The sequence below is a fragment of the Nocardia sp. NBC_00881 genome (assembly GCF_045207455.1).
GTDB lineage: Bacteria > Actinomycetota > Actinomycetes > Mycobacteriales > Mycobacteriaceae > Nocardia.
In genome coordinates this window covers 3,029,863-3,042,399 of sequence record NZ_CP108798.1, presented here as the reverse complement: position 1 = coordinate 3,042,399, position 12,537 = coordinate 3,029,863, and the positions used below count along the sequence as shown (strand labels likewise).

Sequence of the window (12,537 nt, the reverse complement as noted above, 5' to 3'; positions counted from 1 at the left end):
AGAATGTTCATCGATGTCCACGTCCTGCAAACCGTGCCGCCGAGCAACATCAACCGAGATGACACCGGCAGCCCAAAGACCGCCGTCTACGGCGGCGTGCGCCGAGCACGCGTGTCCAGCCAGGCATGGAAACGTGCCACCCGCACGGAATTCCGCGAACTCATCGACCCGGCAAGCCTGGGTGTGCGGACCAAGCGCGTCGTCGAACTCATCGCCGAACGAATCGGAAGCGCCATCCCCGACGCCGACGACCGCTACGCGGCAGCCACCCAGGTGCTGAAAGACGCCGGCATTGTCCTGGAGAAGCCGAGAAAACGCAAAGACGACGCTGACGACGCCGTCGAACAATCCAAGTACCTGCTGTTTTTGAGCGCCAACCAGATAGACCGGCTCGCGCAGCTGGCCGTCGCCGCAGTCGGCGGTGCCAAAATCGAAAAAAGTGCGGCGAAAGCCGCCGCGAACGGCGCCGACAGCATCGATGTGGCGTTGTTCGGGCGGATGGTCGCTGATTCGGCCGACCTCAACGTCGATGCCGCCGCGCAGGTCGCGCACGCGATCAGCGTCCACGCGGTGAACAACGAATTCGACTACTACACCGCCGTCGACGACCGCGCCCCTGAGGACAACGCCGGTGCGGGAATGATCGGCGTTGTCGAGTTCAACTCCTCCACTCTCTACCGATACGCCACCGTCAACGTCGGGATGCTCGAGAAGAACCTCGGCGACCGGACCGCCACCGTTCACGCCATCGAGACGTTCCTGAAGGCGTTCGTGCGCAGTATGCCCAGCGGCAAGCAGAACACCTTTGCCAACCGAACCCTCCCCGACGCAGTCGTGTTCAGCGTGCGCACCGACCAACCGGTCAACCTCGTCACAGCCTTCGAGGAACCGGTCGCAGCCCTCGGCGCAGAACGCGCGACCGCAGCCGCCAAAGCGCTCGTCACCCGCTATTCTGCGATCGAGTCCGCGTTCGGCGATGGTGCCACAACGAACTTCGTGGTCGGCACCAGCAACGGCGCCGACGCTCTCGGCGAGATCGCCACGCCGGTGTCATTCGCTGCCGCCGTCGATGGCGTGTCCGGGCGTGTGCGCGCCGCGCTGGGTGTCTCGTCGTGACGGTGCTGTTGATGAGGCTGGCCGCACCCTTGCAGTCGTGGGGTGTGGCCAGCCGGTTCGCGCGCCGGGAAACACAGCAGTACCCGTCCAAGAGCGGAATCCTCGGTCTCATCGCCGCCGCCCAGGGACGCCGCAGGACCGACCCGATCGAGGAGGCACTGCAGGGACTGGCGTTCGGAGTACGCATTGACCAGCCGGGGCGACTCGTCCGCGACTTCCAAGTCGCCCTCAGCATCGACAAAAAGCAGCAATTCCCGCTGTCGCAGCGCTACTATCTGGCCGACGCGGTGTTCCTCGCTGCCGTCGAGGGACAGCAGCAACTCATCGATGGCATTCGAGAAGCCCTGCGTCGCCCCGAGTTTCCGCTGTATCTCGGACGCCGCTCCTGCCCGGTCACCGAACCGCTCATCGTGGGAGAACCATCGCAACAGGCCCTCGGCGAGGCACTGCACGACACCCACTGGCAAGCCGCGCGCTGGTATCGACGCACTCAGCACACGCGGGTGCGCCTGCCGATCTACCGCGACCTCCTTGATGACGACCCAGAAGGGCAACTTCGTGAGCGGGTCCGCGACCTGCCGCTCAGCTTCGATCCGGTACGCCGCGAATACGGTTGGCGCACAGTGGTCGAAGACTTCACCACGATGACCAACCCGGACGGACGCACAGGCCACCAGCCCTTGGCGGCACTGGGAGGAGAATGATGTTCCTATCACGTGTGCCCCTCAACCCGGCACGAGCCGGCACCAAAAAGCTATTGGCGTCTCCCCAGGTCGGCCACGCCGCCGTCATGGCCGCGTTCCCGCCCGAACACACCTCGGCGGCGGGAAACGGATCCGGGCGCGTGCTGTGGCGCATCGACCGCCACGACCCCGCAATCGACCTATACGTGGTGAGCCCGACCGAACCCGACTTCACCCACATCGTCGAACAAGCCGGCTGGCCGACCACGACCGCATGGGCAACCAGGAAATACCTGTCCCTGCTCGACACCCTGACCGAACAACAGCAGTGGCACTTCCGGTTGACCGCCAATCCAATCCGATCCGCGATGGACCGGACCGCCGACGGGCCCCTCACCCGCGGCAAACCGAGCGGACTCACCCCCGCCGACCAAATGTCGTGGCTGCACCGCAGATCCGACGACAACGGCTTCAAGCTCGGCGTCTGCCGCAGTCCCCAAGGTGAGGTCCCAGACGCGACGATCATCGAACGATCAACCTTGCGCTTCCGGCGCGGCCCCGCGACCATCACCCTGTCGACGGCCACCTACGAAGGAATCCTCGAGGTCACCGATCCCCAGAAACTGCGCGGGGCACTGATCAACGGAATCGGCCGAGCGAAAGGATACGGCTGCGGCCTGCTGACCCTCGCCCCACTCGCATGACCGACACACCTGCCGCGCACCCGATCCGCATCGGTGAACTCGTCCGCGCCCGCGACCGGCTGTCGTTCATCTACCTCGAACGCGCAACTGTGCACCGCGACGGCAACGCCGTCACCGCCACCGACGAACGCGGCGTCGTCCACATCCCCGCCGCCACCATCGGTGCGCTGCTGCTCGGACCAGGAACGCGGGTCACTCATCAGGCGATGATGCTGCTAGCCGAGAGCGGATCAACAGCGGTATGGGTCGGCGAACGCGGGGTGCGCTACTACGCACACGGCCGCAGCCTGGCCAGAAGCTCACGCCTGCTCGAAGCACAAGCCGTCGCCGTCACCAACCAGACATCCAGGCTGCGCGTCGCACGGGCGATGTATGAAATGCGGTTCCCGGGAGAAGACGTCGCCGGACTGACGATGCAACAACTCCGCGGGCGCGAAGGCGCACGCATCCGACGCCTCTACCGGATCCACGCCGAACGTACTGGCATCGAATGGAACCGACGCCAGTATGATCCCACCGATTTCGCCGCAGGCGACCCGGTCAACCAAGCTCTCTCCTCCGCTACCACCTGCCTGTACGGAATCGTGCACGCAGTGATCGTCGCGCTCGGCTGTTCACCCGGGCTCGGATTCGTCCACACCGGACACGAACGGTCCTTCGTGTTCGACCTAGCCGATCTCTACAAAGCCGAATTCGCTATTCCCGCAGCATTCGACGCCGCAGCCGACGGCGGCGACGACATTCCCGCCACGACTCGAAGAGCAGTCCGAGACGCAATCCACACAGGCCACCTGCTCGAACGCTGCTGCACCGACATCTACACCCTGCTACTACCCGCCGAACCAGACGGTGCCGCAGAATGGGACACAGACATCGTGGAGTTGTGGGACCGCAAAGGCAACGTCGCAGGCGGTACCTCCTACAGCGATGAGGAACTGCCGTGGTAGTACTCGTACTCAGCGCATGCCCCGCCGGCCTCCGCGGGCACCTCACCCGCTGGTTCCTAGAAATCAGCCCAGGAGTCTTCGTCGGCATCGCCAGCACCCGTGTCCGCGAACTCGCCTGGCAACGTGTCGTCGAACTCTCAAAAGACGGCCGCGCCATCATGATCCACTCCACCAGAGGCGAACAGAAACTCGCATTCAAAGTCCACCGCCACGACTGGCAACCCACCGACTTCGACGGCATCCACCTGATGCGCCGACCACACACCAGCGACGTCAAGCCAGGAGCAGCCCGCGCCGGGTGGAGTAAAGCCAGTCGATACCACCGCGCAGCCCAACGCCGCACCCACGAACAGCCGAACGAAAGTGAATGAAAATCGACTGATCTTCTCAAGAAACCGCAGGTCAACAAGTGTGCTCCCCGCGCCCGCGGGGATGAGCCCGCTTCCACATGGCCCGGGAGCGGGCTTCTCCAGTGCTCCCCGCGCCCGCGGGGATGAGCCCTCAGTCCAAGAATAGATCATAGGAATCTTTTCGTGCTCCCCGCGCCCGCGGGGATGAGCCCCGCGGCGGCGGGCACTTCCTCCCAAGTCAAGGGTGCTCCCCGCGCCCGCGGGGATGAGCCCACCGTCGCCCCCACCGCCCCGATCGTCCCGGCGTGCTCCCCGCGCCCGCGGGGATGAGCCCCGTCCCCGACCTCACCCGCGGCCCCTACACCGGTGCTCCCCGCGCCCGCGGGGATGAGCCCGAAGCCGTCGAAACACTGCTCCACCAGGGTTTGTGCTCCCCGCGCCCGCGGGGATGAGCCCAGATGCACCGCCAGCGCCTCCAGTTGTCCGGCGTGCTCCCCGCGCCCGCGGGGATGAGCCCAGCCCGATGTCGGCGATGAACCAACCGGTTGCGGTGCTCCCCGCGCCCGCGGGGATGAGCCCGGCAGCTGGCGGTGCAGACGGCGCTGGCGGAGGTGCTCCCCGCGCCCGCGGGGATGAGCCCATGGGTGGCGAGTTCGTTAGCCCACAGTTCAAGTGCTCCCCGCGCCCGCGGGGATGAGCCCCACCCATGCTGCTAGACCGAGCCCGCGAAGCCGTGCTCCCCGCGCCCGCGGGGATGAGCCCCCGAATCGGACGAGCTAGACGGACAACTACCAGTGCTCCCCGCGCCCGCGGGGATGAGCCCGGAACCCCGATACCGTCGATGAGCAGCGGGCTGTGCTCCCCGCGCCCGCGGGGATGAGCCCCTGTAGGGCAAGACTGTACCCTGAAACCTGCAGTGCTCCCCGCGCCCGCGGGGATGAGCCCCACCAGCCCGAAGTCCACGGTGACGACCCGGCGTGCTCCCCGCGCCCGCGGGGATGAGCCCTCATCCTCACCTCGCCCTCGATCCTCGCAACTGTGCTCCCCGCGCCCGCGGGGATGAGCCCCTCACGACGACGACGACGAGATCGATTCGGTGCTCCCCGCGCCCGCGGGGATGAGCCCTTCCCATCAGGACAATTGGATTGCAGGCAAGGGTGCTCCCCGCGCCCGCGGGGATGAGCCCCTTCTTGTCCAGTGTCTGGGCGCCAGGCTCCGGTGCTCCCCGCGCCCGCGGGGATGAGCCCGTGTCGGACGCTGGCCGCGGCCGCAAGTCCTTGTGCTCCCCGCGCCCGCGGGGATGAGCCCGGGATAGGTGTCGTCGGCGCGATGGCCGCTCTGTGCTCCCCGCGCCCGCGGGGATGAGCCCTTTGAGCCGTCGATAGAGATGGACGTATCGGTGTGCTCCCCGCGCCCGCGGGGACGAGCCCCGGACACGTTCTGCCACAGCGGGTGCGCGGTAGTGCTCCCCGCGCCCGCGGGGATGAGCCACCAGTCAACTCGTCAGTGCAGACGATCCAGCTGTGCTCCCCGCGCCCGCGGGGATGAGCCCGAGGCCGTGACCTACGCCAAGGGCAATGGCCGGTGCTCCCCGCGCCCGCGGGGATGAGCCCGACACATCCTTGATGGTGTTCAGAACGACCGGGTGCTCCCCGCGCCTGCGGGGGATGAGCCCCGTTGCCGATACCCACCCTGCACACCTCCGAAGTGCTCCCCGCGCCCGCGGGGATGAGCCCCCTCTACGCCGGTTGCCGATTCAGGTCCCGAAGTGCTCCCCGCGCCCGCGGGGATGAGCCCCTGCGGGCAGCGGGATTGTCGGAAGAGACTGTGTGCTTCCGGCGCGAGTACCTTGTCGAATACCGCAGGCGCACAGGCGCTGCCGTACTGTTCATCAGCCACGGTCTGCCCGACCAACTCCGCCTACGCCGACCGGCTCGACGTCCTGGACAACGGTCGGATCGTCGAACAAGGCACGCCGTACTCGCTGCGCACTCAACCGAAACAACTCTGCCGCGCCAATTCTCAAGGCAGAGAACCTGACACGGTGACCGCACTCCGCACAGAACACGCCACAGTCACGATTCGGCGGCTTTCGCCCCCGATGTTCATTCTGCGTGAAAGGCTTGCGTGGTGACGGCTCGTCTACTTGTTCTGTGGGACTTCCCGACCGACCCGGATGCATTCGACCGGCATTACCGTGGGGTCCACATCCCTCTCGCACGTCGTCTGCCGAAGTTGCGCGGATACACCTTCGGCCGCGAAACGACGAAGAACCGCGGAAACCACTCGTATTTCTGTGTGGCTGAACTGGAATGGGATACCAAAGAAGATATGTACCACGCGTTCGCCTCGACCGAAGGCCGAGCTGTCGCCGACGATGTAACACTTCTGGAAAGGCTCGCCGACGTGACCAGCATGACCTACACCACGGAAAATTTGCTGTAGGGACCACAGCCTGATGGGTTCGGCTTCTCCGGTGCTGTCCGTGTAACCGGTTTCCAACGGTGGTCCACACCGCTTTCTGGAAATTCGCAAGCGAGCCGCCCGTATGCTGCTGCGCACCTGCCAGCCCTACCAGGCCGACTATCGACAAACCGCTACTGCTGCTTGGCAAAACATTAGGCAGCATCCAGGGGCCGCGCCGTTCCAATTCTGGCGGGAGCTGTTGCGATACTCGCGTCCCGGGGTGTCGACCCTCATCGAAGAGGCGCCTCAATGAAGTGCTGGAGCCGTTGCCGTTGCGCTGCACGAAGATTCCGCCGCCTGAATGAAGTGCGACGGCGGAAGCCTTTGCGACAGTCCCGGTCGGCTGCATGAAACGTCGCCGGTAACCGCCTCAATGAAGTGCAACGGTGAAGGCCGTTGCGACAGACCGACCTCGAGCGGGTCGTGGTGGACGGTGTCGCCTCAATGAAGTGCAACGACGGAGCCGCCCATCAGGCGATCAAGCCGTCAGAAAACACCAACGCCTGATCCTGCATCAACCTGATCACGACGTCATCCTCGGCCATCCCCCGAGGCTACTTTCGATCAACACCGCGAATATTTGTGGTCCGAGCACTAGACGATAGTGGGTCCGCAGTAGGGTCTGCGCAGTGCGGTGACGAGAAGAACGTTCTGGGTCTGGTTTACCTCTGAGGCAGTCATGATGTACGAGTTCGGCTGGCCGGTCGAAGGGTGCCGCCAGTGCAGCGGGTTGCTGGCGTCGCGGCTGTAGGCGACGTTGGTGCTCGGACCCCACAGCCGGTTGGTGTCACGGTTGGGGCGCAGGCGCCGCATGAGGTCTCGGACTTGCTCGGAGGCGCGGTAGCGGCCGAACATCGCCTTCAGGACGGCCGCGGCGTGAGCGGCTTCTCGCTCCCATTCGATGACGATGGTCTTGGCGGTCGGGCTGTACAGCCAGGCCGGGATGGATTCGGCGGTCTCTTCCAAGCCGGGCAAAGCGGCTCGGCAGGAGTCGTTGCAGGCCAGCACGTTCCACACCGGATCTATGTAGGCTCCGAGCACTCCCCGTTGCTCAAGCCCTTGAAGGTGCGACATCAGTACGTCGTTCGCAGTGAGGCTCTCTCGCAGTTTGGGGGTCGGGAGAAGGTCCTCGGCGGGTGCGCGTAGTTCGCGAAGATGGCGTGCCTGCATCAGGTTGAGACGGTAGCCGGCGATCAGTTTTTCCAGCGCCTCGAGGCTGGGTACGTGCTTGCCTCGTTCGATTTCGAACAAGTAGCCGTCGCTGAGCCCGGTGCGGTCCCGGGCCTCGGCCCGGGATAGGCCTAGGTCTTCTCTGATCGAGCGGCAGGTGCTGGATAGCTTCGGGATGCGGACTGCCGGTCCGGATTTGAAGTGGTCCGACGGACGGTTTGCGGGATTCCGGCGCAAGCGGGCTCCCCCCTTTTCTCTGGTTGCTTACGGAACAGGTACACGCAGAGATATGACGATCGGCTTCCCCTACCCTGATCCGGCGATCGTGCGCAATGCCACCGCGTGGCTAGTGCGTCGCAACTAAGGTCGCCAGCCGTGCAGAATTCCCGGCCCACGCGGTCTAGGCGCCGAATCTGTTGTTGCTAAGTCGATCTCGCACCTAGTCGCACCTGTGAGGTGCTGCGCCATCGGTACCGGGCGCCGCATCGGGGGTTGCTTGACCGGGGCGGCCGGGGAGTTGCTCTCTGCCCGGTGGCCTCCGTCCAATCCGTCCTTCTCGCCAGTAAGGCTCTCACCGGCGCGACTCCAGCAGCGCCTGTCCCGGAAGGGCTCCCGTACGATCAACATACGAAAATAATACGCAAATTGACTCAAAGATCAACTGGAAAGCCTGCGGCTGCAGACCTAGGAACACCTGGCACGTAGCTACACTGGGGTCAGATGCGCGAACAGGATCGGGCTCGCCTGCGCATAATTTTCGTATTACTATGGCGCAGATGCCTGTGAACGGTCATACCTCGGGAGGTGGCTCGATGGATGACGCATGTGCGAGGCGGTTGGCCGATGCAGTGCTCGCGCGCATGGCGGAGTTCCAACCCCCTCGATCGAGGAGGCAGGTGTACTTGCACGGAGGTCCGACGGAGCCGACTCTGCTTGCTATAGAGCGTGCTGAGGCTCGGAGTGTGAAGCCGAAGACCTTGCGGAAGCTCAACGTGGGACTGGAGTGGGAGCCCGGATCGGCGGAGGATGTCTACTACGGCAGCGGCAAGCCCAGGCCGGTGGCGGGCAGATCGGGCATTGTCGTCGGTCCGCGTGGGGTGTATGTCGAGGGTGCGGTCGTTACTCAGCTGATTACCGTCGCGCATGAGATCGGGGATCTAGCTGAATCCTGTGCCCCGTCCATGCGGATAGCGGCAAAGCGACTCGACGCTGCGATTCAGCCGTTGTATGCGCGGTACGTCACCCAACTGCTCGAGGCGAACCGCCGCCAGGGTGGCGCGTTGGGTCCGTTGGTGGCGGTTCTGGGCCCGTTTCTGGATCGTGTAGTCGACCAGTGTGATGACGAGGAGGAAGCGTTGTACCGACGGTGGCTGGCTGGCTTACATATCGAGCTCGACAAGTCGATGAGGCAGCGGTTCGAGACCCGTTTGGCGGAGGCGGACGCATGACCCTGTCGTTGGCCGAACGGGTCGATGTGCTGTTCCGTGCACTGCACAACCCCGACGAAGGCGAACCCACCGTGGAGTTCGTTGCCGCCGCGCTACGCGACCGAGGTATCGAGGTATCAGCCGACGACCTGACCGCCCTGCGCGCCGGCGCTGCTGCCGCATCGTCAATGGAGTTGCTGACCGCGGTGGCCCAGCACTTCAACCAAGAACCGTGGTTCTTGGTTGAAGCCGGGGATACGCCGCGCGTAGTCGATGCGTATGTCCAGCTGGATCTGCTGCGAGCCCTGCGTGAGGCGGGAGTACGCCGGGTCCGCCTGCGCGGTCGCCCAGCCACTTTCGACCGACGAGCGCTGGCTGAGTCGCTGCGCACACGTCGAGAGCACCAAATCAAACCTGGCTGCGCCGAGCTACCTTCAGCCGCAACCGATCCGGCTTAAGAGTAATCGTTTCCTTGATCTTCAACCGATAGGCGGGGTCGGGTGCGAGGTCGTAGTTGCGCAGGATCGTGGCCAGCAAGAGCACGATCTCGTGATACGCGAACTGGCGGCCGATGCAGGCACGCATCCCTACCCCGAACGGCCGGTACAACTCGGGGTGGCGGGCACGCACCCGTTCGGGCAGGAATCGGTCAGGGTCGAAACGCTGCGGGTCATCGCCCCACAGCTGATGGCGATGCAGCTGCAATAGCACGATGAACACCCACTCACCGCGCTGGAACGGGTACTTGCCGCCCAACATCGTGTCCTTGCGGGCTTTGCGGAAATAACCCGGGGCGGTGGGCCACAACCTCAGCGTCTCATCGACAATGCGTCGCACGTAGCGCAGCTTGGCGACCTGCTCGAAAGCCAGCTCGTCACCGGTCCAGATCTCGTCGATCTCCTTGCGTGCGCGGTCGGCGATCTCCGGATGAATTGACAAATAGTGCAGGGCGAACGCCATCACCCCCGCCGAGGTCTCATGACCTGCGGCCAGAAAAGTGAGAATCTGGTAGCGGATATTCTCCGGGTCCAGTCGCTGGCCGGTCTCCGGGTCGGCCGCGGTGAGCATCCGGTCCAGTAGGTCGCCGTGCTCGCCGGCGCCGTCTCGCTGCCGCTGCTCGATCACCGAGTCGACCTCTCGGTTGACGTAGTCGATGTCGGCCAGATGCCGAATCCTCTGTTCCCGGTGCAGCGTCCGCTCCAGCAGTGGATGGCTGTAGGCGGAGCGGTTGACGTAGGTAAGGATTCGCAGCATTGCGGCAACGATCGGATGCGGATCAGTGCGATCGAACGAACCGAACGAATACCCGAAGCCACAGCGCCCGATGATCTCGAGCGCCACCTTGTTCATGTCGTGGGGAATGTCGACCCACCTATCGCTGCGGCCTGCCCAGTGCTCGATCAGCTCGTTTGCGCAAGCCTGCATGGTGGCGTGGTAGCTGCGCATCGCTGTCGCGGTGAACGAGGGCGCCAAGATCGCGTGCGCCTTTGCCCAGTTCGGTTCACTGTTGAACGCGGTGAACAGCCCGTCGCGAGCCACCGAGCGCAACGTGCCGATCGGGACGCCGAGGAATTTCGCCCAGTGCATGTCATCGTTGATCTCGCGCAGCAGCTCCGGATCGCAGACATAAGTCACCCGGGTACCGAAGATGTTCCGCTCGTAGATGTCACCGTAACGCTGCGCGCCACGCATGCCCCACTGGCTCGAATCCGTCACGTGCAGATCCCACACATCGCCGAGGAACGGGATCCGGTACGGCGGATGCGGAAGCACCCGATCACTGGATCTAATCCGCTGCGGGGCCGGGGTTGTCGTCACTTCGCTCGGTCTCCATCCAGTAGCAGGGTGGCATGCACATGGTTTCGCGCCTCATGCCAGTGGTTGGCGATTCTGCGCAGGGCACGAGTTTCATCAACGATGTCACTGCCCGGCGCCGAAGCCTGCAGCCGACGGTACTGCCCGGCTGCGGCACCGGATTGCTTGCGGTGCAACGCACGTACCATCTGAATGGCCTCACCGGCTGGCCCTGCGACGTCGTCGGCGACCGGTTCGGCGTAACGTCCGAGCACCAGAAGTGAATCCCTGATCTCGACGGTCATCCGGTGCATGCGCCGCCGGGGGCTCCTCGCGGCGGCTTGCCCCGTGGGCCGCGGGATTTCCGGACAGGCCCGTACCAACTCCTCCCACATCGGGGTCAGCTGCCGGATGGCACGCGAGGCGGGGTCGATCCGCAGCCGCCGCATGAACTCAGTCGCCACCCCGGCAGCGGCGACCAGAGCACCGCCTCCAAGCATGTAGGTGTAGTTGTTTTCGTTTGCCCGGACACGGAATTCGACGTAGGCACTGCCGGTGCCGGTTGCCGCACACAGCGAAGAGACAACGATCAACAGTGCTTCTTCCAGCGCCCAAATGCCGACGATCACGATCATGAGGTAAGTCAGCCGGTGCAGCGGCCGTAGATGCCCTGCCCGAAGCTCCTTGATACTCGTCGCCACCATCAGGACACCGGGTACGCCGCACCAGGCGGAGAAAATCGCGAAGTACACCGGGGTCTGCCAGCCCTCGGTCCGGTCGATGTAATCGCCCAGTTCCCGCGAGTGAGTTCCAACAACCAGCATCAATGCAGCCGACACACAGACGGCGCCCCACACCAACCGACTCAGGCGAGCAGCATGCGCCGGCGTGCGCTCCGACCACGAGGCCACCAGCAGTAGCAACGGCGCGAACATGACCACCATGACCGCCGCCGACAACTGCCGGGTAAACGCGACACTGAACACACCCATCTGCGCGAGCCAATCCTGCACCACACGCTCACGCAGCAACCCCGCCGCCGTGCCGAACAGCAGGCCATAGGTGATCAGACGTTCACTTGGCCGGGCACCGACCGAAAACCACAGCAGCCGAAACATCAACGCCGTCATGCTGAACCCGAGAACCGCCCAGGCGATCGGAGCCGGTGCCGACGTAGTCAATGCTCTCCCCACAGCGACGTCATCGGCTGGCTCGCCCGCCACCGCGACGTGCTCGACAGCATCAGGTCGGCGAACACCTCCGCCTCGTCTTCCTGGCCGTCGGCGAATTCACTTCGCCCCAGCACACGCCGGACAGTAGCTGGGTCGATGTTCGGCAACAGCAGCTGCAACCCGGCCAGGTCTCCGGTGCCCGCGTTGTGGTTGAGCACCATGTGCCCGACCTCGTGCCACAGGATCTGATCAACATGGAAACTTGTGGTGCCAGCGGCGTACGCGACCACATCCGCTGTCTCGGTGTCGAGCCACAAACCGCAGGGGGCACCGCGCCCGAGATTCCACACATCAGGGAGCACACTGGATTCCACCGGCATCAGCTGGATCGGCCGACCGCGCCAGGCCCCCAGCGCAGCTAGGAACCTGTCCCGGTTCCAGGGCGAGGGAACCAGGTGGGCAATTTCCGCCCGTGCGTCGAATACGCGCCGTGTCGAGTCATCCACCCGCCATCACCTCGCGGCCAAGCCGCGAAGCTTCAGCACCGTCGTGACGTAACGCGCTCGAAGAGGTCCGAGGGTACCGAGACGTGCCGCGGTTGACCAACTTGCCCGGTGACATGATTCCTCCTGTGTCTGTGGGTGTTTCGGCGAAAGGCGTCGCAGCGCAAATGGGCGACTACAGGTTTGGACGTCATGGCGGATGATT

General features: G+C 64.8%; 12 protein-coding genes and 1 CRISPR repeat array. Of the genes, 8 read left to right on the top strand and 4 right to left on the bottom strand.

Annotated elements, in window-relative coordinates; all coding sequences use genetic code 11:
* Window positions 1–3 precede the first annotated feature (3 nt).
* From cas7e to OH799_RS12145, 6 genes are all read left to right on the top strand, one after another.
* A complete protein-coding gene (cas7e, locus tag OH799_RS12170) occupies window positions 4–1,116 on the top strand; it encodes a type I-E CRISPR-associated protein Cas7/Cse4/CasC (RefSeq protein WP_406282012.1) in 1,113 nt (370 codons plus the stop codon).
* Window positions 1,113–1,820, top strand: coding sequence for a type I-E CRISPR-associated protein Cas5/CasD (gene cas5e / locus OH799_RS12165; RefSeq protein ID WP_406279460.1), 708 nt, complete (start codon window positions 1,113–1,115; stop codon window positions 1,818–1,820). The genes cas7e and cas5e overlap by 4 nt, the downstream gene beginning before the upstream one ends.
* Window positions 1,817–2,503 carry a type I-E CRISPR-associated protein Cas6/Cse3/CasE gene (cas6e, locus tag OH799_RS12160; RefSeq protein WP_406279457.1) on the top strand — a complete coding sequence of 229 codons (687 nt, stop codon included), beginning with the start codon at window positions 1,817–1,819 and terminating at the stop codon, window positions 2,501–2,503. The genes cas5e and cas6e overlap by 4 nt, the downstream gene beginning before the upstream one ends.
* Window positions 2,500–3,450 carry a type I-E CRISPR-associated endonuclease Cas1e gene (gene cas1e, locus OH799_RS12155; protein WP_406279454.1) on the top strand — a complete coding sequence of 317 codons (951 nt, stop codon included), beginning with the start codon at window positions 2,500–2,502 and terminating at the stop codon, window positions 3,448–3,450. The genes cas6e and cas1e overlap by 4 nt, the downstream gene beginning before the upstream one ends.
* Window positions 3,444–3,821, top strand: coding sequence for a type I-E CRISPR-associated endoribonuclease Cas2e (cas2e, locus tag OH799_RS12150; RefSeq protein WP_406279451.1), 378 nt, complete (start codon window positions 3,444–3,446; stop codon window positions 3,819–3,821). The genes cas1e and cas2e overlap by 7 nt, the downstream gene beginning before the upstream one ends.
* 40 nt (window positions 3,822–3,861) lie before the next feature.
* A CRISPR array of direct repeats spans window positions 3,862–5,413; the repeat unit is 29 nt; unit sequence GTGCTCCCCGCGCCCGCGGGGATGAGCCC.
* 517 nt (window positions 5,414–5,930) lie between these two features.
* Window positions 5,931–6,245 carry an EthD family reductase gene (locus OH799_RS12145; protein WP_406279448.1) on the top strand — a complete coding sequence of 105 codons (315 nt, stop codon included), beginning with the start codon at window positions 5,931–5,933 and terminating at the stop codon, window positions 6,243–6,245.
* A gap of 615 nt (window positions 6,246–6,860) precedes the next feature.
* On the opposite strand, the gene OH799_RS12140 is transcribed toward OH799_RS12145, so the two are convergent.
* Window positions 6,861–7,673, bottom strand: coding sequence for a helix-turn-helix domain-containing protein (locus OH799_RS12140; RefSeq protein WP_406279445.1), 813 nt, complete (start codon window positions 7,671–7,673; stop codon window positions 6,861–6,863).
* Between the two features lie 725 nt (window positions 7,674–8,398).
* On the opposite strand from OH799_RS12140, the gene OH799_RS12135 reads away from it, so the two are divergent.
* On the top strand, window positions 8,399–8,884 hold the full coding sequence (locus OH799_RS12135) for a hypothetical protein (RefSeq protein ID WP_406279442.1): 486 nt from the start codon (window positions 8,399–8,401) through the stop codon (window positions 8,882–8,884).
* Window positions 8,881–9,321: a hypothetical protein gene (locus tag OH799_RS12130; protein ID WP_406279439.1), complete on the top strand. Its 441-nt coding sequence runs from the start codon at window positions 8,881–8,883 to the stop codon at window positions 9,319–9,321. The genes OH799_RS12135 and OH799_RS12130 overlap by 4 nt, the downstream gene beginning before the upstream one ends.
* Here OH799_RS12130 and OH799_RS12125 read toward each other — a convergent pair.
* From OH799_RS12125 to OH799_RS12115, 3 genes are read right to left on the bottom strand one after another with little or no spacing between them, the layout of a single operon-like run.
* Window positions 9,272–10,681, bottom strand: a complete 1,410-nt coding sequence (locus tag OH799_RS12125; RefSeq protein ID WP_406279436.1) for a cytochrome P450 — start codon at window positions 10,679–10,681, stop codon at window positions 9,272–9,274. The genes OH799_RS12130 and OH799_RS12125 overlap by 50 nt on opposite strands.
* The gene (locus OH799_RS12120) at window positions 10,678–11,838 is read right to left on the bottom strand and encodes an MAB_1171c family putative transporter (RefSeq protein WP_406279433.1); all 1,161 of its coding nucleotides are present in this window, start codon (window positions 11,836–11,838) and stop codon (window positions 10,678–10,680) included. Before OH799_RS12120 ends, OH799_RS12125 begins: the two co-directional genes overlap by 4 nt.
* On the bottom strand, window positions 11,835–12,335 hold the full coding sequence (locus tag OH799_RS12115; RefSeq protein ID WP_406279430.1) for a hypothetical protein: 501 nt from the start codon (window positions 12,333–12,335) through the stop codon (window positions 11,835–11,837). The genes OH799_RS12120 and OH799_RS12115 overlap by 4 nt, the downstream gene beginning before the upstream one ends.
* Between the last annotated feature and the right edge of the window lie 202 nt (window positions 12,336–12,537).